Below are 23,641 nucleotides of genomic sequence, written 5' to 3'. Positions count from 1 at the left end.
CAGGGGACGGAGCCGGGTACCGATCGGCCCGTCGTCCGGTACCCGGCTCCGTCCCCTGCCGGTGGGAGACCCGACCTCGTCGGGGCCCTCCAGGTCAGGGCCCTGCGGGTCAGGGCCCTGCGGGTCGAGGCCCTCCAGGAACCCGGTCAGCGCGCGCGCCGTGGTGTGCCGGAACAGGTCGGCCGCGTGCAGCGAGGGATGGCGGGAGCGCAGCAGGGTCAGCACCCGCAGGATCCCGGAGGACGTGCCGCCGAGTGCGAAGAAGGTGGCCGCGGTGTCGGTGACCGGTTCGCCCAGGATCCGCTCCCATACCTCCAGTACCGCGGCGGCTGCCGTCCCGGGCAGCGCCGAGGGGGCGGAGTCCGCCGCCTCGGTACGCGCGGCGGCCCAGTCGGCGAGGACCCGCCGGTCGAGCTTGCCGTTGGGCGAGCGGGGCAGGTCGGCCACGCCGTGCCAGGCGGTCGGCAGCATGGCCCCGGTGAGCCAGTCCGCCGTGCCGCGCCGCAGTTCCGCCGCGACGGCGACGGGCAGCGGGCGGGGCAGCGCACCCGCACCGGGGTCGTCCTCGCGTACGAGGAAGGCGATGACTCCGGTGTGGTCCGGGAGCGGAGCGACGGCGGCGTCCCGGACGCCGGGGCGACGGCGCAGCGTGGTCTCGATCTCCCCCGTCTCGATGCGCTGCCCGAGGACCTTGACCTGATCGTCGGCCCGGTGCAGGAACTTGAGCCCGGCACCGGGAGTGAACGACACCACGTCGCCGCTGCGGTAGCCGGTGACGCCATCGGCCCGGTGCGGCGCGGGGAAGCGTTCGGCGGTCAGCTCCGGGCGCCGCCAGTAGCCGTCTCCCACACCGGTACCGGAGATCACCAGGTCGCCGGGGCAGCCCGGCGGCAGGTCGCGGCCGTGCGCGTCCACCACTTGGCAGCGCACGCCCGGCAGCGGCAGGCCGATATGGACAGGCGCGCCGGGGAGGACCCGCCACAGTGTGGTGTAGACGGTGGCCTCGGTCGGTCCGTAGCCGTTGAGGACGGGACCCGGGACGAGTCCGGCGAGGTCGTCGGCGAGGTCGCCGGCCAGCGGCTCGCCCCCGACCAGGAGACCGCCGAGGCGGGCGAGGAACGCGCGGCCCTCCGGGGAGGTGGTGTGCAGCCGGGCGGAGGAGGGGGTGCACTGGTAGAACGCGCCGCCGGGGTCCGGTATGTCCTGGAGCACCGTGCGGTGGCTGGTCAGGTGCAGGGTGCGTCCGCTGGTCAGGGGCCAGACCAGCTCGATGAGACTGATGTCGAAGGAGGAGCTGGTGCCCGCCAGGACCACGGCGGGGCCCTGGGGGAACCGGGCGTCGAAGGCCGCGAACAGGGCGCACAGGTTGTCGTGGCGGATGACGGCGCCCTTGGGACTGCCGGTAGATCCAGAGGTGTACATGACATATGCGGGGGCGTCGGCGGCGACCTCCGGCCAGCTCACCGGCTCAGGTGCGCAGGAGTCCGGGGCCAGCGTCGGCAGGCCCGGCAGCAGCGGAGCACCCGCGATCAACGCGGCGGGCTCGGCGTCCCGCAGGACGTAACGAAGCCGTTCGGCGGGGTGGTCGGGGTCCAGCGGTACGTAGGCGGCGCCCGCCCACCAGGTGGCCAGGACCGCGATGACCAGGTCGGGTGTGCGGTCCAGGTGGATGCCGACGCGGTCCCCGGGGCGCACGCCCGCCTCCAGCAGGGCCGCGGCGAGGCGCCGGGCGCGGCCGGTCACGGCGGCGTAGTCCAGCTCTCCGGTGCCGGTGCGGACGGCGGCGGCCGACGGGGTGGCCCGCGCGCGGGCCCGGACGAGATGGTGGACCGGCACGCCCGCGGCGGCGACCGGGGGGCCGGTCAGCGCCGCGAGTTCGGAGCGCTCGCGCGCGCCGAGGAGGTCGTGCGCGGTCAGCAGCCGGGCCTCCGGAGCGGTCAGCGCGTCGAGGGCGGCGACGAGGTGGTCCAGGAAGCGCTCCGCGGTGCGGGCGTCGAGGGCCGTACGGGGATGGGCGACGACCAGGTGCTCCCCGCCGTCGGGGGCGTGCAGCAGGGTGACGCTCACGTCGTACTCGACCTGGTCGGACTCGGGCGGCTCCATCCGCCACCGCAGCCCCGCCGCGTCGACGGTCTCGGTGCGCAGCTCGCCCTGGGTGCAGATCAGCTGGGTGAAGGGTTTGCGGTCGGGGTGCCGCCGTGCGCCGGTCACGGCCAGGATGTCCTCAAGCGGCAGCTCCGCGTGCTCGACCGCGTCCGAGAGGGCCTCCAGCGTGCGGTCGAGCAGGTCCTCCGTGGTGGCGCCGGTCAGCGCGACGCGGACCGGGATGGTGTTCTGCAGACAGCCGACGACCGAGACGCCGCGGGTGTCCCGTCCGGCTCCGCTGACCGTGGCGACGACCACGTCGTCGGTGCGGCCGTACCACCCCGCGACCCAGGCCAGGGCGCTCATCACCTGGGTGAACGCACTCGCCCCGGTCTCCGCCGCGCGGCGCCGCATCCGGTCCACGAGGGCGGCGGGCAGCCGCGTGGCGACCGATGCGCGGGCGCGCTCCGCGCCCGGCGTGAGCTGCGGCAGCGAGCAGTCCTCGGGGGCTCCTTCGAGCGCGTTCGCCCAGAACCGCCTGAGCGGGCCGAGGCGTTCGGCGGGAGGGGGGCCCTCCGCCGGCTCGGCGTCCGCCAGTTCGTCCGGGCCCAGCCCGTGGGCGACGGTCAGGGAGGACAGCAGGGCCGGGGCGGAACCGTCGTCGAAGACGCCATGGTGCACGGCGAAGAGCAGGACCGCCCGGTCCGCGCGGTGCAGGACGGTGATCCGGCACAGCGGTGCGCCGGAGTGGTCGAAGGGGGCGCCGAGCACGTCCAGCTGGTGGGCGAGGGCCCGGTCCGCCGCCTCCTCGTCCTCCGGCAGGGGGTGCGCGGCGAGCGGCACGTCGGGCACCGGGTGGACGCGCTGGACGAGACCCTCGGGCTCCATGCGCAGGGAGACCCGCAGAGCGGGCTGGGCGCGCAGTACGGCGCGCACGGCGGTGAGCAGCCGGTCGATGTCCACCGTGCCGGAGACGGCCAAGCGGTGCACGATGGCCGGCCGGGGCCGCTGCATGTCGAGTACGAAGAAGCGGAGCTGCCCGGAGGTCGCGGGTTTCAGCATTCGGCGTCCTTTTTCAGTCGGCTTAACAATCCGCACTACGGAAGGTCTCGGGCGCCGTGCGGCTGATCTTCGAATTTCCGACCGTAGGTGAGTTCGTCGGAGCACGTCAAGGTGGCCTGTCAGGGACCGCCGTTAGTGGAATGCGAGATACCGCTTCGAGTGGAATTAATTTTCGGATCGGCTCCCCGAGGGGCCCGGAAAGTCCCGAGGGGGGACCATCCCGGGAAAGTTTTCCGCTTTCCCCCCGGACCACCTCCCGCGATGCCCTACCGGAGGGCTGATGAAACATTGAATTTGCGCGTCGGCCATTGCCCCCACCTCCCCCTCCGACCTCGCCAATGCGGGGTTGACAGCCCCATCCGAGGCAGTGATGATCTCTCCGGATCACGCGGCCCATGAGGGCCGCAATGGTTAAAAGCTATTGACGGGAGAGGTTCTGTGTCGGGGGAAGAGCTATTCGAGGGCACGGTGGACGGGCCCGCCGTGCGGGAATCAACAGAGGGACTCACCGGGCTCTGGACGGAAATACTCGGCGCTGACGCCGACGCGGACGCGGGATTCATAGCCAATGGCGGGGACTCGCTCAAGGCGGTGCTGCTCGCCGACCGGATATTCACCCTGACCGGCCAGGAACTGGACTTCCTGGAGATCCTGGACACCCCGGACCTGGCCACCCTCGCACGGGCCGTCCGCGGCAGCCGTGACTAGCGGCCCGGTGCACCGGACGGGCCACGATCACCCGGCGTCCCACGACGGGGGCGACCAGCACGAGAACCCGGACGCGGCGGCGGCGCTGCCCCTGACCCCGGGCCAGTGCGACCTGTACGCGGCCGACCGCGGCGCCGAGGATCCCGCCACGTACAACTCCGCGCTGTTTCTGCGCGTCGACGGTGCCGTCGACGAGGATGTCCTGCACACCCGGTTGACCGCGGTGCTCGCCGCCCATCCGCTGCTGGGCGCGCGGGTGACGGAGGAGCAGGACCGGCTGGTGTTCGTACCCGCCCGCCGCCCCCCGAAGCTGTTCGTCGCCGACGCCCCGGTCGATCCGGACGGGCCGCTCGCCCTGGCCCGTATGCGCCGGGAGGCGCTGCGCCCGTTCGACCTCGACGAGGGCCCTCTGCTGCGCGTCGTCCTGGTCCGGCACACCGCGCGGACAGCTCATCTGTGTCTGACGGCCCATCATCTGATCGTGGACGAGACGTCCATGGCGGTACTCGCGCAGTGGCTGCTCGGTGACGTGCCCGGCCTCCCGGCCGAACCCTTCGCCCAGTGGTCCAGGAGCGGGCACGAGCTGCCGCCCGAGCGGCGCGAGCGGGCCGCCGCGCTCGCCCGTGACCTCGCCCCCGGCGTCTCCGCCGCGCTGGACTGGGCCCGTACCCCCGGACCGCCCGCCGCCGGACCCTCCGGCGCGGTGCCCCTGCTGATCCCCGACGCGGTGTGGGACGCCACCGGCGCCATGGCGGCCGGACTCGGCCTCACCCGCCACTCCCTGATGCTCGCCGTCGCCGGACTGGTCCTGAGCCGCAACAGCGCCACCGCCCGCCCCGTGCTCGGCACCACCGTCTCCCGGCGCACCCCCCGGCACGCGAGCGCTGTCGGCTACTTCAGCGCCACCGTGCCGGTGCGCCTGGACACCGAAGGCTCCCAGACCGTGTCCGGCTACCTGCGCGGGTCCCACCGGTCCGCGATGGCCGCCTACCGGGACGCCGACCTGCCGCTGTCGGCGGTGCTGCCCCCCGGCGACCGCGCCGGCCTCTCCCTGGTCGTCGTCCCCTGCCGGACCCTGCCCGACATCACCACGCCCGAACTGACGGCGCGTCCACTGCCGGATCCCGGATTCGGACCGGCGCAGTTCCCGCTCGCCCTCTACCTCAGACAGGACCTCGGCGACGAACGGCGCGGCCTGCTGCGCCACCGGCCGACCGAGGTGGACGCCGCCGCGGCCGCCCGCTTCTGCCGCCAACTGGAGGCCACTCTCACCGCCATGGCCGAGAACCCGAGCAGCCCCCTCGCCCGCCTCTCCACCGTCCCGGCGGCCGACCGCGTGCCCGCCGCCGGGCCGCTGTCCGCGGAGCCGCTGCCCGCCGGGCCGCTGTCCGCCGACGCCACCCCGGCCGCCGGGGCCGACCTCGTCTCGCTCTTCGCCGAGCAGGCCGCCCGACTGCCCGGCCACACCGCCGTCAGCGGCGAGGGCGGGCGACTCACCTACCGCGAACTCGACGAACGCGCCACCGCGCTCGCCCGGTCCCTGGCCGAATCGGGTGTCCGTGCCGGTGACCGGGTGGGCGTCTGCCTGCGCCCCGGCACCGGCCTCGTCGTCGCCCTCCTCGCGGTGCTCAAGGCCGGTGCCGCCTACGTACCGCTCAACCCGGACTACCCGCGCGAACGGCTGGCCTTCGTCGCCGAGGACACCGGCCTCAGCACGGCCGTGACCGACTGCGGCCCGGAAGTGCTGCCGCGGCACCTGACGCTGCTCCCCACCGACGCCGCGCCCACCCGCGCCGACACCCCGCTGCCAGGACCCGACCCGGAGCGGGTGGCCTACGTCATCCACACCTCCGGCTCGACCGGCACCCCCAAGGGAGTCCTGGTACGGCACCGCAACGTCGCCGCCCTGCTCGCCGCCACGGCCGGTCCTGAGGCGTTCGGCTTCGGCGAGCGGGACGTCTGGTCCCTCTTCCACTCCTTCGCCTTCGACTTCTCCGTCTGGGAGATCTGGGGCTGCCTGCTGACCGGCGGCCGGCTGGTCGTCGTACCGCACTGGACCGCCCGCGATCCGGAGAGCCTGCACGCCCTGCTGGCGGCCGAACGCGTCACCGTGCTCAACCAGACCCCCTCCGCGTTCGCGCAGCTCCTCGCCGCGGACGCGACCGCACCTGACCCGCTCTCCGTCCGACTGCTGATCTTCGGCGGTGAGATGCTCGACCCCCGGACGCTGCTGCCCTGGATGGACCGCTACCCGGAGCGGGCCTGCCGGGTGGTCAACATGTACGGCATCACCGAGACCACCGTGCACTGCACATGGCGCGACGTGACCCGGGCGGACGCCCTCACCGGAACCCGCTCGGTGGGAACCGCCCTGCCGGGATGGCGGCTCTACGTACTGGACGAGGAGAGCCGCCCGGTGGCCCCCGGGGTGCCGGGCGAGATCCACGTCGCGGGCAGCGGCGTCAGCGCCGGGTACCTCAACCGGCCGGAACTGGCCGCCGGACGCTTCGTGCCCGGAAGCCTCGCCGGGCTCCCGGAAGAGGTCCTCTACCGCTCCGGCGACCGGGGCCGGATGCTGCCGGGCGGAGAACTGGAGCATCTGGGACGGCTCGACGACCAGGTCAAGATCCGCGGCCACCGCATCGAGCTGGGCGAGATCCGCGGAGCGCTGCTGGCCCATCCCGCCGTCACCGGAGCAGCGGCCGTCGTCCGCGACGCCCAGGACGCGGCCACCGCGCGGATCGACGTCTATCTGGTACGCGCGGGTGCCGAGCCCGACCTGGCGGAGCTGCGCGGGTGGCTCGCCGCCCGACTGCCCGCGCACATGCTGCCCGCCACTCTCACCCCCGTGCCGTCGCTGCCGCTGACCGTCAACGGAAAACTCGACACGGCCCGGCTGCCCGAACCCGTGCGCGGCCACGACACCGCCCCGCCGGAGGAGACCACCGGCACCGGCCGGGACACGCCCCGCGCCGACCGGCCGGCCGACCCCGGGGAGCCGCCGGACGCCGCCGGTCTGTTGGCCCAGGTGTGGCAGCAGATCCTCGGTGTCCCCGTGGGACGCGACGACAACTTCTTCGAGCTGGGCGGCAATTCACTGCTCGCGGTGCGGCTCAACACACTCCAGCGCTCCACCGGGTTCACCAGCTCCCGGCTCAAGCACATATTCCGCAATCCGACCCCGCGCCGCCTCGCGGCCGTCATAGGTCCGCCCTCCGACGGGCGCACCCCCCAGGAGGAAGTGTGACCGCGCACAGCCAGGACCAGGCCCCCGGTACGGTCGAGGCCCCCGGTACGGTCGAGGAGACGGACGCCGTCGCCGTCGTCGGCGTGTCCCTGCGGGTACCCGGCAGTACGGACCCCGGGACCTTCTGGGCGGCGATCACCGACGGTGTCGTCTCCGTCCCCGCCGCCACCGCACCCGGCGCCACCGTGCCGGGTGAGCGGCTGCGCGCCGGACAGATCGACCGGTTCGACCGGTTCGACGCCGAGCTGTTCGGCATGCTGCCCGCCCAGGCCGCGGCCACCGATCCCCAGCACCGCGTTCTCACCGAAGTGGCCTGGCAGGCCCTGGAGGACGCCGGGGTCGACGCGGAACGCGCCACGGACCGCATCGGGGTGTTCGTCGGAAGCGGCAGCGAGACGTACTACCGCGACCACGTCCTCAAGGACGAGAAGACCGTGCGCGTCCTGGGCGCGGAACAGCTCGCCCTCGGCAACTCCCGCGACTTCCTCGCCACCGGCCTGGCCTACCGGCTCGGCCTGACCGGCCCCGCCGTCACCGTGCAGACCGCGTGCTCCACCTCCCTCGTCGCCGTCCACCAGGCGATCCGCAGCCTGCTCACCTACGAGTGCGACATCGCGATCGCCGGTGGGGCCACGGTGCACCCCGACGTGGAGCAGGGCTACGCGTTCACCGAGGGCGGCATCACCTCGTCGGACGGGCGCTGCCGCGCCTTCACCGAGGGCACCGCCGGAACGGTGCCCTCCAGCGGCGCCGGCATCGTGGTGCTGCGCCGGGTCTCCGACCTGCCCGGCACGGGCGAGAGCGCCCGCGCGCACCTGCTGGGCAGCGCCGTCAACAACGACGGCGCCGACCGGATGAGCCTCACGGCGCCCAGCCCCCGGGGCCAGGCCGAGGTCCTGCGCGAGGCCCTGGCCGTGGCCGGGCTGGAACCCCGCGACGTCGGCTACGTCGAGACGCACGGCACCGGCACGGCCCTCGGCGACCAGGTCGAACTCGCCGCGCTGGCCGAGGTGTACGGGCAGCGGCCCGCCGGTTCCGTTCTGGCCCTGGGCGCGGTGAAGCCGAACATCGGGCACTGCGACGCGGCGGCCGGTGTCATCGGCCTGATCAAGACGGTCCTCGCCCTCGACGCGGGCGTGCTGCCGCCGACCCCGTCCCAGCCCGGCGACGGCCCTGACGTGGAGCTGGGCTCCCCGTCCTTCGAACTGCCCCGCGCCGCCAGGCCCTGGCCCGCCGACCGGCCCCGTACCGCGGGGGTCAGCTCGTTCGGACTCGGCGGCACCAACTGCCACGTACTGCTGACCGCCGCACCTCGGCCCGCGGGCCGGGCCGGGACGGACGTGGCGGGTACGGACGTGGCCGGTACGGACGTGGCCGGGACCGACGTGGCGGGTACGGACGTGGCCGGGCAGGGCGCGCCGCACCTCGCCGTACTGTCGGCGGCCACCCCGGAAGCGCTCAAGGGCAAGGCCCGTGACCTGGCCGCATGGCTCGACGGCGGCGGCGCGGGACTCCCCATGGGCGAGATCACCGGCACCCTGTGGCACCACCGCAAGGTCCTGCCCGAACGGTGGGCCGCCGCGCTGCCCGCCGACCCCGCCGAGGCCCGCGCCCGCCTCGTGGCCGAACTGACCGCCCTGGCGGAGGACGGCGGCCGCCGCGCCGGGTCCGCCCCGGTGCTCGCCGCCGTACTGCCCGGCCAGGGCGTCGGCCTCGCCGGTGCGGGAGCGGACCTCGCCGCCGGGGACGAGCGGTTCGCCGCCGACCTGGCCGAACTCGCCGCCGAGGTGCGCCGGGCCGGCGGACCCGACCTGGCCGACGCCCGGAGCTGGCCCGCCGAGGACCCGCGCCTGGTCGACACCGCCGTCGTCCAGCCCCTGCTGTTCGTCCTCGGACTGGCCGGTCTGCGCCAGGCCGAGCGGCACGGCCTCACCCCGGGGCTGCTGCTCGGGCACAGCGTCGGCGAGCTGACCGCGGCGGCACACGCCGGTGTCTTCTCCGTGGCCGACGCGGCGGCCGCCATCGTGCGCCGCGGACGCCTGATGGCCTCGGCGGAGCCCGGCGGGATGACCGCCGTTCGCACCGGCGAGGACACCGCCGTACGGCTCGCGGTCGGCCTGGAAGTCGACGTGTGCGTGCTCAACGGGCCGGACAACACCGTCTGCGGCGGCCCAGAAGCGGCTCTGGCCGCCTTCGAGGAGCGCTGCGGCGAGGCCGGAATCCGCACCACGCGCCTGCCGGTCACCCGGGCCGGCCACTCGCGCGCGATGGTCCGCCCCGCCGAGGAGTTCGAGACGTTCATCGCCACCCTGTCCCTGTCGGCGCCCGCGGTGCCCATCGTCTCCGGGCTCACCGGGGCGCTGCTCACCGGGGCCCAGGCGGTCGATCCGGCCTACTGGGGGCGCCAGATGAGCAACCCGGTCCGCTTCACGGACGCGGTCACCACCCTGCTCGAAGCCGCCCCTGACACCGTCCTCGGCCTGCACCGGGCCTACGCGGCCACCGCGGAGATCCGCCGGGCGGCCCAAGCCGCGCGGCGCGACCTCCTCGTCGTCAACGCGGCCGACCGCCGCGGCTCCGACGAGACCGCCGCCTGGCGTGCGGCCCTGGCAGCGCTGTGGACCGCGGGTCACCCGCTGGCCGGCCCGGCACGGCCCGCACGCGCCGTGCCGCTGCCGCCCTACCCCTTCGCCGACACCCGCCACTGGGTGGCGTCGCCGTCCCAGGCACCCGAGGTCCTCCCGCCGGACACCGCGACTCCGCCGGATCCGGACACCGCGACCGGAGCGGAGCCGTCCGGGGAGGCGGCGACGGCCGACGCCGTCCGCGTCATCTGGCAGGACGCCTTCGGCATCGCCGGGCTGCGGCCCCAGGACAACTTCTTCGACCTCGGCGGCACCTCCCTGCACGCCGCCCATCTGGTCAGCGTCGTCAACGACGCCCTCCTGGTGGAGATCAGGCTCCAGGACCTGTACGAGAACTCCTCCCTCGCCGCCTTCATCGCCAGGACCGAGGAACTCGCCGCACAGCGCGACGACGGCGACCTGCTGCGGCTGCTGGAGGAGATCGAGAACGAGAGCGGGCGGAACAGCCATGAGTGATCTCTCCGCGCGCCTCGACGCGCTGACCCCGGAACAGCGGCGCCGACTGAGCGCGGGACTGCGCGCCCGGCGCGCCGAACAGCCGCGGGACCCGGTGGCGCTGCCCGAGAAGCTGCGCCGCAGTCTCTACTTCTTCGCCAGCGCCGACCACGCCGACGCCGCCGCCTACTACGCGTTCGTCCTGGAGGCCACAGCCGCCGCCGACGCGGCGGGCCAGCACGCCGTCTGGTTCCCCGAGCGGCACTTCGTCGACTTCGGCGGCTTCTCGCCGAACCCGGCGGTGCTCGCCGCCGCGGTCGCCGCCCGCACCAGCACCATCCGGATCCGCGCCGGCAGCGTGGCCGCCCCCCTGCACCACGCGGCCCGCATCGCCGAGGAGTGGGCGGTCGTGGACGGCCTCTCCGGTGGCCGCGTCGGCCTCTCCTTCGGCAGCGGCTGGCACCCGGACGACTTCGCCCTGGCCCGTACCGACTACCAGGAACGGCGCGAGGTCACCGGCCGCACCATCGAGGACGTCCGCGCCCTGTGGCGCGGCAAGACCCTCTCGTACCCCTCCACGGCGGGCACCACCACCGACGTCTCGACCCGCCCCCGGCCCGTCCAGGCGGAGCTGCCGGTATGGCTCACCGCCACCGGCACACCCCGGACCTTCGTCACCGCGGCACGGGCCGGATACGGCGTGGCGACCGCGCTCCTCGGGCAGACGATGCCCGCGCTGCGCGAGAACATCGCGCGCTACCGGCAGGCATGGCAGGACGCCGGGCATCCCGGCGAGGGCGACGTCGTGGTCATGGCCCACGCGTACGTCAGCGACCGGCCGGACCTGGAGGACTTCCTCCGCCCCGCCATGCACTCCTACCTGCGGTCCTTCCGCAACCAGACCGGGGACGGCGACGAACTCGTGCTCCTGGAGAACGCCTATCTGAACTTCCTCACCGGCCCCTCGCTGCTCGGCGGCCCGGCCAAGGCCCGTGCCGTCCTCGCCGACCTGGCCGAGGCGGGCGCCGACGAGGTCGGCTGCCTGATCGACTTCGGGCTCCCCGCCGCCGACGTCCTGGCGGCGCTGCCCGCCCTGTTCCATCTCGGTTCCCCGGCCGTGGAGAGGTCCGCATGAGCAGCCCCGCCGACCAGAAGCTGACGGCCCGGCTCGCCCGGCTCAGCCCCGCCCAGCGCGCCGCGCTCACCGGGCGGCTCGCCGCACGCAACGGCCCGGCGCTGCGCCCCAGGCCGGGGCCGCGCGACCGGTTCCCGCTCGGCATGGACCAGGAGCGTCTGTGGATCCTCGACCAGCTGGAGCCGGGGACCACCACCTACACCCTCGGCTACGGGCTGCGCGTGCGCGGAGCCTTCGACCCGGAACTCTTCAGCCGCGCCGCGGACAGCCTGGTGATCCGTCACGACCTGCTGCGGTCCGGAGCGGAGGCCGAGGACGGCCGCCCCTACCTGCGGGTGCACCCCGACCGGCGGGCGGACCTCCGCTTTGTCGACCTGACGGTCGACGACACCACCGAGGTGTCCGCGGCCGAAGTCGAGCGCCGTCGGCAGGAGTTCATCGCCGAACAGGTCCGCCGCCCCTTCGACCTGGCCACCGACCCGGTGCTGCGCCTGACGGTCGCCAAGGTCGCCGAGCACGACCACCAGGTCGTCGAGACGATGCCGCACTCGTTCGTCGACCAGTGGTCGTACGTGCGCCTCAACGAGGAACTCCTCGAACACTACCGGGCCCTGGCCGAGGGGCGTCCGCCGCGCGTCGCCGAGCTGCCGGTGCAGTTCGGCGACTGGGCCCACTGGCAGCGGGAACGCTTCGCAGGCCCGCACGGCGCCCGCCACCGGGCGTTCTGGCGGACCTATCTGGACGGCGTCCCCCAGCGCCTCGCGCTGCCCTACGACCACAGCCCCGACACGGCCGACCACCGCGGCGAGCACCACAACTTCATGCTCGACGGCGCCGTCGCCGAGGCTTTCTTCCGCCATGCCAGGGAGGCCCGCACCACGCCCGCCACGGCGATGACCGCCGTGTACGCCGCGCTGCTGTACGAGCGCACCGGGCAGCGCGATCTGGTGATCGGCATCCCCACCTCCACCCGGAGCGAGCCGGAGGCTGAGCCCCTGATCGGGTTCCTGCTGACCAGCGTCCCCCTGCGGATCAGGCTGCCGGAGAACCCGGCGCCCAAGGACGTGCTCGCGGCAGCCGCGACGGCGGCGGCCGCCGTGGCCGACCACCGGGAAGTGCCCTTCGCGGAGATCGTCGAGGCCGCCGCGCCGGACCGGTCCGCCCACGGGTACCCGCTGCTCCAGACCATGCTGGTGCAGCTGGACCTGGACGACTCGCGGCCCCTGGAACTCCCGGGCGCCGAGGTGTACGCCAACGGCGTGCCCGAGGGCATCTCCACGATGGACCTGACGACCGCCTGGTGGCGGGTCGGGGAGAACGTCTACGGACGTATCGAGTACCGGACGGCGTTGTTCGAGCACGCCACCGTCGCCGCCATGGCCGACCGCCTCCTCCAGCTCATCCAGCGCTTCGCGGACCACCCCGAGGAGCCGCTGCGGCGCCCCGCCCCTGCCCTGCCCACGCCGCCGGCCCCGCTGCTCGGCGGTGGCGGCGACCCCGGTGCCGACCCCGGTGCCGAGTCCGGTGCCGGGGCCGGTGCCGACCCCGGGGCCGGTGCCGACCCCGGGGCCGGTGCCGAGTCCGGTGCCGGGGCCGCGGGACCCGCCGCCGCCCAGGCTCTGGACCGGACCACGGTGGCCTGGTGCGAGGTCCTCGGCGTCGAACAGGCCGACCCCGACGCGGTGTTCTTCACCAGCGGTGGTACCTCGCTGCTCGCCGTCCGGCTCGCCCACAAGCTGCGCGCCGACGGCTTCACCGTCACCCTCAAGGATGTCTTCACCCATCCCACCCCGGCCGGACTCGCCCGTGTCCTCGGCGCCCGCCGCGGTGTTCCGGCGGGCCGGGTGCCGGTCCCGCCGACCGGACCGCTCGGCCCCGAGCAGGAGATGCTCCTCGGCCGCGGCCTGTCCCGGGTGGAGGACTTCTCGCACAGCCACATCCTCACCGCGGACGGTCCGCTGGACCAGGAGCGCCTGCACCGGGCCGCCCAGGAGGTGGTACGCGCCCACCCGGCGCTGACCACGGCCGTGTGCGACGACGGCGCTCTCGGCGCCCGGCTCGTGCCCGGCGCGGCCTGGCACTGGTCGGCGGAGCCCGCGGGGAGCGACGCGCGGCGCGTGGTGCGTGCCCAGCGGGACCGCTTCGACCGTGCCACGGGGCCGCTGTTCGCCGTCAGCCACCTGCCGGGGGCTCCCGGCGAGGCCGACCGCGTCGTCCTCGGCGCGAGCCATCTCGTCATCGACGGCATGTCCTGGGGCATCGTCCTCGCCGACCTGGCCGCCGCCTACCGAGGCGAACCGCTGGTCGCCGAAGAGGCCGGGTACGCCGAACACGCCGCCGTCGTACGGGCCCTGGACCCGGCACCGCACGCCGGGTACTGGCGCGCCCAGCTGGGCGGGGCCGGTCGCTACCGCTGGCGTCTGGACGGCCCCGACACCTATGCCGGTGAGCGGTCGCTGGAGGTGTCGGCGCCGCTGCCACCGGACGGGCACGGCACGCTCCAGGCCGCGGCCCTCACCGCCGTCGCCCGCGCGCTGCGCCCCTGGGCACCGCACGACCAGCCGTCGGTGTGGCTGATCGGCCTGGGCCGCGACCCGCTGGCCGCGTTGCCGGGCTGGGACCCGGACCGGGCCGTCGGGTTCTACTCGGCGGCCCACCCCTTCCGTGTGCCGCTCACCGGCGGCCCGGCCGAGGACGACCTGCGGGCCACGGTCGCCGCGCTGCGCGGGATCCCCGACTCCGGCAAGACGTTCGGGCTGCTGGGCTGCGCCGCGGATCCCGGTCTGCGCGCGGAGTTCGCCGCCCTGGAGCGGCCCCGGGTGATCGTGAACCACCTCGGCGAACTGGCCGACCCGCTCAGCGGTTCGGCCGGCCCCTTCACCGCCTCGGAGCAGACCGCCGCCACCGGCAACGCCGACGTGCGGCGCGAAGTGGATGTGGACGTGGCGGTCGGAGTGCGCGACGGCCACGCCGTACTGCGCTGGCTGTACAACCCCCACGCCGCCGACGAGAGGGCGGTCCGCGAGGCGGCCGAGACGGCGGCCCGCGAACTGCGCGGCCTGTTCGAGGGCGCGCGGCAGGTCCAAGGCCCGGACGGTGTTCCGGGTGTGACAGGAGTGACTGAGGAAAGCATGGAACGATTCTTCGCGCGGCTCAGTCAGGAACGCCGCGACCGGCAGGGGGAACGGCCGTGACCAAGACGACCGCGACGGACCGTCGCCGCCGCCCGCTCGTCGCCCTGCTGACAGCCCAGTACCTGTCGGCCTTCGGCAACGCCATCACGATCGTGACGGTCCCGCTCTATGTCCTGCACACCACCGGCTCGACCACCACGACCGGTCTCGCCGGGTTCCTCGGCGCCCTGCCGCTGATCTTCGCGGGCGCCGTCGGCGGCGTCCTGGTCGACCGGTTCGGCGGACGCAGACTGAGCGTGCTGTCCGACCTCTCCGCGGGAGTCCTGGTCGTACTCATACCGCTCCTGGACGCCACCACGGGGCTGCCCATCCCGCTGCTGTTCGCCCTGTTGTTCACCCGCACGGTCGTGGCGACCCCCGCCACCGCCGCCCGGATGACGCTGCTCAAGCCGGTCATCGAGGACGCCGGGGCCCGGCTGGAGAGCGTCAACTCCTGGTACCAGGCGGCCCCCCGGCTCGGCCTGGTGGTCGGCGCGCCCCTGGCCGGTCTGCTGATCGCGGCGAGCGGCTCGGCCGTCGGCATGTACGTCGACGCCGCGACGTTCCTCGTCGCCGCCGCGCTCGTCGCCTTCGCGGTGCCGGTCGCCGAACCCAGGAAGCGCGGCGGCGGCGCGGCGGCGGGCCCCGGCTTCTTCGGCCAGCTCCGCGAAGGCATGGCTCTCGTCAGGACCATGCCGGTCATCGGCGCGATGACCGCCTTCGTCGTCGTCACCAACTTCCTCGACGACGCCTTCACCCCGCTTTTCCTGCCGGTGTACGCGCAGGAGGTGCTGGACAGCAGCGCGGCCCTGGGATGGTTCCTCGGCGCCGTCGGCGTCGGCGCCATCGTGGGCACCCTCCTGTACGGTCCCGCCAGCCGGACCTTCCTGTCCAACCGCCGCTACACCCTGTTCGGTTGCTTCGCGGTGGTCGCCGTGCTGCGGATGATGCTCTACTTCGAGCCCGGCGCCATCGGCGTGACGGTGATCTGCTTCCTGGTCGGCGTGGCCGGTGGCCCGCTCAACCCGATGCTCTCGACGGTCATGCTCGAACGCGTCCCCGAGGAACTGCGGGGCCGGGTCTTCGGTCTCACCGGCGCCATGGCCCTCACCTCCGCCCCGCTCGGCGTGCTGAGCGCCGGACTGCTGGTGGACCTGGCCGGGCTGCGGGTGCCGATGCTCTGCTTCTCCCTCGTCTACCTCGTTCTGATCGCCGTGAGCTGGCGGTGGCCCTCCCTGCGCGCCATGGACGAGCGGCCCGGCGCCGACGACGGCCGGGACCAGCCCGCCGTACCGGAGCAGGGCCCGGCGACCGCGCCCGACACCGACCCGGAGACCAGGTCGGGCGAGGGGGCGGGCGTCCGATGACCACGACGCACCCGGTCGTCGGCGCCCTCGAAGGGCGCACGGCGGTGATCACCGGCGCCGCGCGGGGCGCCGGGCGGGCCTGCGCGCTCGCTTTCGCGGCACAGGGCGCGGACCTGGTCCTGCTCGACGTGGCGGCCCCGATCCCCGGTGTCCCCTACCCGATGGGCTCCCGGAGCCAGCTCGACCACACCGCCGACTCCTGCCGCCGCCTAGGCGCCGACGTCCTCGTCGCCGCCGTCGACGTCCGGGACCTCGCGGCCCTGACCGAGCTGCGCGAGCGGACCCACGACCGCTTCGGCGCGCCGCACGTACTCGTCAACAACGCGGGCATCGTGGCCCCTTCAGGACGGCCGGTGCACGAGACCGCGGAGGCGGACTGGCAGCTGATGGTGGACGTCGACCTCGGCGGAGCCTGGCGCGCCACCAAGGTGTTCGTCCCCGCCATGGTGGAACGCCGCGCCGGGACGATCATCAACATCGCCTCCACCGCGGGCCTGGTGGGCTACCGCAACTTCGCCGGATACGTCGCGGCCAAGCACGGGCTGATCGGCCTGACCAAGGCCAGCGCCCTCGACTACGCCTCGTACGGCGTGCGCGTCAACGCGGTCTGCCCCGGCAACATCAGGGACGAACCCGCCATGGACGGCCGGATGCTCTCCGAGGTCGCCCGCGCGCTCGACATCCCGCAGGCCGGGCACGACGAACTGTTCACCGCCGACCAGCCGATGAACACGCTGGTCGACCCGGCCGACGTGGCCGCCGCCGCGCTCTGGCTCGCCTGCGACGCCTCCCGACGCGTCACCGGTACCACCCTGACCGTCGACGCCGGGTACGCGGCGCGGTGACCCCCGTGGACTCCGCCTCCGCGCCCCGCGCCGAACGGCACGCCACCTCCGCGACGGAACGCCAGTTCTGGTTCGCGGAGCGGATCGCGCCCGGCTCACCCGCCTGGCGGGTGCTCAGCACCGTACGTATCGACGGCGTCCCGGACCGGCCGGCACTCGCCGCCGCGGCGGCGCGGGTGGTCGCCCGCCACCCCGCGCTGCGATCGGTCTTCGCCCCCGAGGCCGGGGAGCTGTGGCGCACGACCGTGCCGCCCGTCGCACCGCCGCTGCTGGAACTGCCCCCGGGCACCGGCTTCGACGCGGCCGCCCGGCAACTGGCCGGGACCGGACTCCTCGACCCCGCCACCGGCCGCCATGTGGTCCTCGCGCTCGCCGAGGACCGCGGCGGCGCGCCTGGCGCCACCCTGTACGTCCTGACCCACCACCTCGTGTACGACGGGCTGTCCCACGAGGTGTTCACCGCCGACCTCGCCCTGGCCCACGCCCGCGTCGTCGCCGGGGAGGGCGAAGCCGCCCCGCTCACCCGTCCGGCGCCGCGGCCACCGGACGCCGCGCGCCGGGCCGAACTCGCCTCCTACTGGCGGACGGCGCTCGACGGCATGCCGGACCTGCCGGGCGACGGCGACGGCCCGACCCAGCGGCAGCTCGCCCGCGCCGAGCTGCGCTGCCGGGCCGTCGCCTTCCCCGACGGGGCGGGCGCCACCGCGCGCGAGGCGGCCCGGCGCTCGGCCTGCCCGCCCTTCGCCGTGCTGCTCACGGCCTACGCCCAGGCCCTGTACGACCTGTGCGGGGCCGAGGACTTCTGCGTCGGCGTCCCGGTGTCCACCAGGACCCCGGACCTCGCGGACGCGATCGGCTGCCTGCTGACCACCCTGCCGGTGCGGATCCAGCGGCCCGCCGGGCCCCGCGCCCACGAGCGCGGCTGGGGGACCCTCGCCGAAGGTCTGCTCCACATGGACCTGCCGCAGGACGACCTGATCCGCGCGGTGCGCACCCGTCCAGGGCGCCGCATGCCGCTGTACCAGGCCCTGTTCGCGTACGAGAGCTGGCAGCGCCCCGTCCACGACGCCGGTCCTGTCCGTATGCGCAGCGAGCCCGTGGTACCCCTCGGCGCACAGGCCGAGGTTCTGTTCCAGCTGAACGAACTGCCCGGCCACCGCCTCGCGGGAATGCTGCAAGCCCCCGCGGGCGGGTTCTGGGCCGGACGCCTGGCGAAGCTGGCGGAGGCCGTCCAGCACCGGCTCGCCCTGCTGTCCGCAGAGGAAGGGCGGCCCGCCGCTCCGGAGAGTTCCGGACTCTTCCAGCCCGTACCCACGACGAGCACCGAGGAGAACGCCCGATGACACGCGTGATGTGTCTGCCGTACGCCGGAGCCGGCGCCGGGGTCTACCGTCCGTGGAAGACCCTGGCCACCGGCCGGGCCCGCGCCGTGCCCGTCCAGCTCCCGGGGCGTGAGGAGGAGTTCTCCGCGCCCTGCTACGCCTCCTTCCACGCGTGCGTCGCCGATGTCACCCGCCGGGTCACGGAGGCCGCCGCCGGGGAACCCTTCGCGATCTTCGGGCACAGCTTCGGCGGCCTGATCGCCTTCGAGACCGCCCGCCGTCTGTACGAGACCGGGGGGCCGCTGCCCGAGCGGCTGATCGTCAGCGGTACGCGCAGCCCCCGCCACCGTGGATACACCGCGCTCAGCGACGACGGGGAAGAGGCCGTCAACACACTGAAGCGGGACAGCCTGCGCGGCTTCGAGGCACTCGACCACCCCGAGCTGCGCGCCCTGTTGCTGCCGACCCTGCGCGCCGACGCGCGGCTTCTGCAGCAGTACAGCGACTACCGGCCCCAGATGCTCGACCCGCTCCCGATCCCGCTCACCGCGGTGCGCGGCGTGTCGGACACCGTGGCCACCGCGGAGGGGGTCGCCGACTGGAAGACCTTCACCACCAAGGAATACGCCGAGTTCGAAATGCCCGGCGGCCACCTCTACTTGCTGGACTTCATGCCGGAACTGTGGCGCGTCATCGAGGAGCAGCTGTGACCCTGGCCCCCCTTCCCCCGACTCGGTCCGGGGCGGAACACAGGCAGGCCGACCTCGCCCACGCGGGGCTGGCGGAGCTGCACCGGGAGGATCCGGAACTCGCGGGCCTTCTCGACGCGGAGGTCCACGACCAGGACACCACCCTGGCGATGGTCGCCTCCAGCAGCATCGCCGCCCCCTCCGTCCTCGCCGCGAGCGGGTCCGCGCTGTCGAACGTCACCGCCGAGGGATACCCCGGCGCCCGCTACCACCCCGGTGCGGTCAACTTCGACGAAGTCGAACGGCTCGCCGTGCGGCGCGCCACCGCCCTGTTCGGGGCGCGGTACGCCAACGTCCAGCCGCACTCGTGCTCCTCCGCCAACCTCGCCGTGCTCGCCGCCCTCGTGCCGCCCGGCGGCACGCTCCTCGGTCTCGACCTGGACTCCGGCGGCCACCTCACGCACGGCTCCCCGGCCTCGGTGACCGGCCGGCACTACCGGGCCGTCCACTACGGCCTCGACACGAGCGGCCGGATCGACTACGGGCAGGTCGCCGAACTCGCCGCCGCGCACCGCCCCGCCGTGCTGATCGCGGGTGCCAGCGCCTACCCCCGGATCATCGACTTCGCCCGCTTCCGGCGGATCGCCGACTCGGTCGGTGCCTACCTCCTGGCCGACATCTCCCATGTCGCGGGCCTGGTCGCCGCCGGTGAGCACCCCAGCCCCGTCGACCACGCGCACATCACCACGACCAGCACCTACAAGCAGCTCGGCGGACCGCGGGGCGGACTCATCCTGAGCGGTCGCGACCACCGGGCCCCCGGTCCCGACGGGCGCACCCCGCTGGACCGGCTGATGCAACAGGCGGTCTTCCCGCAGAGCCAGGGCACCCCCGCCCCGGCGTCGATCGCCGCCAAGGCCCGCGCGTTCGCGCTCGCCGCCGAGCCCCTGTTCGCCCGCACCGCGCGCCTCACCGTCTCCGGCGCCCGCGCGCTCGCCGCCGAACTGGCGTGCCGGGGACACCGGGTGCTCACCGGGGGCACCGACAATCACATGGTCCTGATCGACCTCCGCGACAGCCGGCTGACCGGTGTCGTCGCGGAACGGGCTCTGGAGGAGTGCGGGATCCTCGTCAACCGCAACCGCATCCCGGACGACACCCGGCCCCCGCTGGTCACCAGCGGCATCCGGCTGGGCTGCAACGTCCTCGCCCAGCGCGGCATGGGTCCCGAGCACATGCGTGAGTGCGCGGAGCTGATGCACGCCGTCCTGGCCGCCACCACACCGCTGAGCGACACCGAGTACGTCATCGAACCCCACCAGCGCGTCCGCCTCCGGGAGCATGTCCGGGCGCTGTGCGCCCGCCACCCCCTGCCGCACGCGACCGCCAGGGCCGCGGCCCGCGACGCCCTCAGGACGGGAACTTCCCTGTGAACGCCGACACCAGCGCCGCCGGCGCCGTGGCCACCTGGCCCGCCGTACTCGTCCCCGCCGACCGGCCGCGCCGCGCCGGTGCCCTCCCCCGTGCGGCGGGTCTGGTCCGGGGCACCCTGCCCGGCGCCGCGCGGGAGGGCGGGGCGTCGGCCCACGCCCTGCTCACCGCCTGCTTCGCGGCGCTGCTGCACCGCCTCACCGGCCAGGACCTGATCGCCCTCGCCACTCCCGAGGGCATCACCGGGTACGCCGTCGACGCGGACTCCACCGCGGCGGACCTGGCGGCCCGCGGCACCCCCGTGACGCCCGGCGCGGACCTGGGCACGCCCCTGGTGGCGGTCGCGCACGGCACCGAACGGCGGGGCGCCCCGCCGTTCGAGCTGCACCTCGCGCTGGACCGGCGGGACGACGGCTGGACCGCGGAACTGAGCTACGACGAGAGGCTGTTCACGGCGGACTCGGCCCGCCGCGTCCTCGCCCGCCTGCGGACCCTGACGGCGAGCGCCGTCCGCGCCCCGCTCACACCCGTCTCCCGGCTCGCCCTGCTCACCGCCGAGGAGACGCACCGCGTCCTGACCGAGTGGAACGACACGGCGGCCGACCTGCCGCACGGTACGTGTCTGCACACGGCGTTCGAGGAGCGTGCCGCGGCCGACCCCGGCGCACCCGCCGTCGTGCACGGCGCGCGTACCTGGACGTACGGGGAGGTCGACGCCTGCGCCAACCGGCTCGCACACCGCCTCCGGGAGGCGGGCGTGGGCCCCGACGTCCGGGTCGGACTGTGCCTGGAGCGCTCCGCGACCCTGCTCGCCTCCGTACTGGGCATCCTCAAGGCCGGTGGCGCCTACGTCCCCCTGGACCCGGACTACCCCGCCCAGCGGCTGACCGCGATGCTGGACGGCACCTCCTGCGCCGCCGTGGTCACCGACCGGATCCGGGCCGCCGCGCTGCCCACCGCGCCGCCCGGCACCGAACGCCAGGTCGTCCTGGTCGAGGCGCTCCTCGACGGCACCGATCCGGACCTCGCGGCCCGGCCGGACACCACCCCCGGGCCGAGCGCGGGCCCGGACGACCTGTGCTACGTCATCCACACCTCGGGATCGACGGGCCTGCCCAAACCCATCGCCCTGCGCCATCGCGGTGTGGTGAACAACCTGGCGGACCTCAACTCCCGCTTCGGCGTGGGCTCCTCCGACACCATCCTCGGCCTGTCCTCACCGAGCTTCGACATGTCCGTCTACGAATTCCTCGGCATCACCGCGGCGGGCGGCACTGTCGTGGTGCCCGAGGCGGACCGGGCCAAGGACGTGGCGCACTGGGCCCACCTCTTCGCACGCCACGAGGTCACGGTCTGGAACTCCGCCCCGGCCCTGCTGGAACTGCTGACGGAACATCTGGAGCGCACCGGCGGCACGGCCCTGGCCCGGCTGCGGCTGGTCATGCTGGGAGGCGACTGGTGCCCGGTCTCCCTGCCCGACCGGGTGCGGGCGCTCGCCCCCGACGTCCGCTTCGTCGTCCTCGGCGGCGCCACCGAGGCGTCGATCCACTCCACCGTCTACGAAGTCGTGGAGAGCGATGCCGCCTGGACGAGCATTCCGTACGGCCGCCCCATGGCCAACCAGCGCGCGTACGTCCTGGACGACGCGCTGCAGCCGGTCCCGCCCGGCGTCGTCGGCGAACTCCACCTGGCGGGCACCGGTCTGGCCCGCGGCTACCTGGAACGCCCCGCCCTCACGGCCGAACGCTTCCTGGAGTGGTCCTACGGTGACGTGCGGGACCGCCTCTACCGGACCGGGGACCTCGCCCGCTGGCGGGCGGACGGTGTCCTGGAACTCCTCGGCCGTAAGGACTTCCAGGTCAAGCTGCACGGCCTGCGCGTCGAACTGGGCGAGATAGAGGCTGTGCTGCGCGCCCACCCCGAGGTGAAGGACGCCGTCGTCACGGCCCGGGAGGACGGCTCCGGTGCCCGGCGACTGGTCGGCCACGCCGTCCCGTGTCTCGGCGCGGCGCCGCGCCCCGGGGAGCTGCGCGCGCACCTGGCCAAGGTGCTGCCCTCCTTCATGGTGCCCGCCGCGGTCCTCGTCCTGGACGAACTGCCTCTCAATGTCAACGGCAAGCTCGACCGCAAGGCCCTCGGCGCGCTCTCCTCGGCCCCGGACGCCGCGGAGCGGGACACGTCGGCCGTCGAGGCTCCGGTCGGCGCCTGGGAGGAACACATCGCCGCGGTCTGGCAGGACGTCCTGCGCGCCGGTCCTGTCGGCCGCGACGCGGACTTCTTCTCGCTCGGCGGCGACTCCATGTCCGCGCTGCGCTGCCTGGCCCGCATCGACGACAGCCTGCGCTGGCCCGAGCTGTTCAGCCATCCGACGGTCCGCCGGCTCGCCGCCCACCTCGCCGCCGCCGGCCGCACGCCGCCGCGGCCCTGACCCGTACCGGCCCGGTTCCCGCTGCCGTGAACCGGGCCCCGAGCAGCCCTGAATCCCGCATCCCGTGTCACCCCGCCGGAGGAGAGACCGTGACGGTTCATGCCGACGCCGACGCGCTGCCGCCCACCACCGAGACGTTCCGATCCGTCTTCCGCCACCACGCGGCGGGCGTCGCCGTGGTGACCGCGCAGGGCGGCAGACCGGCCGGTTTCACCGCGACGTCGCTGTCCTCCGTGGCCGTGGCCCCGCCGACTGTCTCGTTCGCCATGAGTACGTCCTCGTCGAGCTGGCCCGTCTTCCGCGACGCGTCCCACGTCGGGGTGCACATCCTCGCGGCGGACCAGCGGGACCTCGCGTCGAGGTTCGCCACCGCCGCAGGACCGGACCGCTTCGCCGCCCCGACCCGATGGCGGCGGGGCCCGTACGACGTCCCGGTGCTGGACGGCGTACTGGCGTGGCTGGTGTGCCGCGTCGAGGTGGCCGTCCCCGCGGGCGACCACCGGTTGATCGTCGCCCGTGCCGTCGCGGCGGAGTCCCGCTCCGGCGGGCGTCCACTCCTCTACCACGACCGCGCGTACGTCCGCCTGTGCGACGGATGACCAGGTGACGCGCTCCGGCACCGCGCCCGCTCAGCACCCGCGGGTCGACGAGTGGGCCTGACACAGGGCAAGTCGGCGTCCGTACGACGGCGGCAGCCACCTCATACCGACCCTGAAACCACGAATTCCCGCCCAGTTGTGTCAACCGGACGGGAACTCGTGAACCGATCCCGAGCTGACTCGTGAACGGCTTGTTGTTGTGGACCTGAGGGGATTTGAACCCCTGACCCCCTCGATGCGAACGAGGTGCGCTACCAGTCTGCGCCACAGGCCCTTGCAACGAGTGAAACTTTAGCACCCTTGAGGCCGTGCCCGGAAATCCGTCCGTGGCTGGTCACGGGCGCGGCCCGGTGTCACTCGTTGGCGGCGCGGGGGCGGCTGTCTTCGTCGTACTGGTCGAAGAGCGGCGTCCTGCCCCGGTCGCGGGGGCGGCGCGGGGCCGGAGGGGCCGCGCCGCCCCCGCGACCGGG

General features: G+C 74.4%; 13 protein-coding genes and 1 tRNA gene. 12 read left to right on the top strand and 2 right to left on the bottom strand.

What is annotated here, in order from left to right; genetic code table 11:
- Nucleotides 1–3,147, bottom strand: a 3,147-nt coding sequence (locus tag DVH02_RS18090; protein ID WP_147286077.1) for a non-ribosomal peptide synthetase, incomplete at its 3' end; no start/stop codon positions are given.
- Between the two features lie 483 nt (nucleotides 3,148–3,630).
- Between DVH02_RS18090 and DVH02_RS18085 the strand changes: the two genes are divergently transcribed.
- The 12 genes from DVH02_RS18085 (at nucleotide 3,631) to DVH02_RS18030 (ending at nucleotide 23,171) form a co-directional block, all read left to right on the top strand.
- On the top strand, nucleotides 3,631–3,855 hold the full coding sequence (locus DVH02_RS18085; RefSeq protein ID WP_158575906.1) for a phosphopantetheine-binding protein: 225 nt from the start codon (nucleotides 3,631–3,633) through the stop codon (nucleotides 3,853–3,855).
- Entirely contained in the window at nucleotides 3,848–7,102 is a 3,255-nt protein-coding gene (locus DVH02_RS18080) for a non-ribosomal peptide synthetase (RefSeq protein ID WP_114624853.1), read from the top strand. The genes DVH02_RS18085 and DVH02_RS18080 overlap by 8 nt, the downstream gene beginning before the upstream one ends.
- Nucleotides 7,099–10,203 carry a type I polyketide synthase gene (locus tag DVH02_RS18075; protein ID WP_114624852.1) on the top strand — a complete coding sequence of 1,035 codons (3,105 nt, stop codon included), beginning with the start codon at nucleotides 7,099–7,101 and terminating at the stop codon, nucleotides 10,201–10,203. The genes DVH02_RS18080 and DVH02_RS18075 overlap by 4 nt, the downstream gene beginning before the upstream one ends.
- Complete coding sequence (locus DVH02_RS18070) at nucleotides 10,196–11,317, top strand: MupA/Atu3671 family FMN-dependent luciferase-like monooxygenase (protein ID WP_114624851.1); 1,122 nt, start codon at nucleotides 10,196–10,198, stop codon at nucleotides 11,315–11,317. Before DVH02_RS18075 ends, DVH02_RS18070 begins: the two co-directional genes overlap by 8 nt.
- A complete protein-coding gene (locus DVH02_RS18065) occupies nucleotides 11,314–14,511 on the top strand; it encodes a condensation domain-containing protein (RefSeq protein ID WP_114624850.1) in 3,198 nt (1,065 codons plus the stop codon). The genes DVH02_RS18070 and DVH02_RS18065 overlap by 4 nt, the downstream gene beginning before the upstream one ends.
- Nucleotides 14,508–15,857 carry an MFS transporter gene (locus DVH02_RS18060; protein WP_158575905.1) on the top strand — a complete coding sequence of 450 codons (1,350 nt, stop codon included), beginning with the start codon at nucleotides 14,508–14,510 and terminating at the stop codon, nucleotides 15,855–15,857. Before DVH02_RS18065 ends, DVH02_RS18060 begins: the two co-directional genes overlap by 4 nt.
- Complete coding sequence (locus DVH02_RS18055) at nucleotides 15,854–16,702, top strand: SDR family oxidoreductase (RefSeq protein ID WP_114624848.1); 849 nt, start codon at nucleotides 15,854–15,856, stop codon at nucleotides 16,700–16,702. The genes DVH02_RS18060 and DVH02_RS18055 overlap by 4 nt, the downstream gene beginning before the upstream one ends.
- Before the next feature lie 5 nt (nucleotides 16,703–16,707).
- Complete coding sequence (locus DVH02_RS18050) at nucleotides 16,708–18,045, top strand: condensation domain-containing protein (RefSeq protein ID WP_158575904.1); 1,338 nt, start codon at nucleotides 16,708–16,710, stop codon at nucleotides 18,043–18,045.
- Complete coding sequence (locus tag DVH02_RS18045; protein WP_114624846.1) at nucleotides 18,042–18,734, top strand: thioesterase II family protein; 693 nt, start codon at nucleotides 18,042–18,044, stop codon at nucleotides 18,732–18,734. Before DVH02_RS18050 ends, DVH02_RS18045 begins: the two co-directional genes overlap by 4 nt.
- On the top strand, nucleotides 18,731–20,146 hold the full coding sequence (locus DVH02_RS18040; protein WP_233518300.1) for a serine hydroxymethyltransferase: 1,416 nt from the start codon (nucleotides 18,731–18,733) through the stop codon (nucleotides 20,144–20,146). The genes DVH02_RS18045 and DVH02_RS18040 overlap by 4 nt, the downstream gene beginning before the upstream one ends.
- Nucleotides 20,143–22,572, top strand: coding sequence for a non-ribosomal peptide synthetase (locus DVH02_RS18035; RefSeq protein WP_114624845.1), 2,430 nt, complete (start codon nucleotides 20,143–20,145; stop codon nucleotides 22,570–22,572). The genes DVH02_RS18040 and DVH02_RS18035 overlap by 4 nt, the downstream gene beginning before the upstream one ends.
- Nucleotides 22,573–22,661: 89 nt before the next feature.
- Nucleotides 22,662–23,171, top strand: a complete 510-nt coding sequence (locus DVH02_RS18030; protein ID WP_114624844.1) for a flavin reductase family protein — start codon at nucleotides 22,662–22,664, stop codon at nucleotides 23,169–23,171.
- A 200-nt stretch (nucleotides 23,172–23,371) separates the two neighbouring features.
- Here the strand turns inward: DVH02_RS18030 and DVH02_RS18025 are convergent.
- Nucleotides 23,372–23,445, bottom strand: a tRNA-Ala gene (locus tag DVH02_RS18025).
- Between the last annotated feature and the right edge of the window lie 196 nt (nucleotides 23,446–23,641).

Origin of the sequence: Streptomyces corynorhini, from assembly GCF_003346515.1 — a bacterium.
Classification (GTDB): Bacteria; Actinomycetota; Actinomycetes; order Streptomycetales; family Streptomycetaceae; genus Streptomyces; species Streptomyces corynorhini.
The sequence above is the reverse complement of the archived record's forward strand: the minus strand, read 5'-3'. Positions and strand labels throughout refer to the sequence as shown.

Excerpts from the sequence above, each read along its gene's own strand:
- DVH02_RS18070 (WP_114624851.1), top strand. The coding sequence starts at position 10,196 with ATGAGTGATCTCTCCGCGCGCCTCGACGCGCTGACCCCGGAACAGCGG.
- DVH02_RS18065 (WP_114624850.1), top strand. The coding sequence starts at position 11,314 with ATGAGCAGCCCCGCCGACCAGAAGCTGACGGCCCGGCTCGCCCGGCTC.
- DVH02_RS18055 (WP_114624848.1), top strand. The coding sequence starts at position 15,854 with ATGACCACGACGCACCCGGTCGTCGGCGCCCTCGAAGGGCGCACGGCG.
- DVH02_RS18045 (WP_114624846.1), top strand. The coding sequence starts at position 18,042 with ATGACACGCGTGATGTGTCTGCCGTACGCCGGAGCCGGCGCCGGGGTC.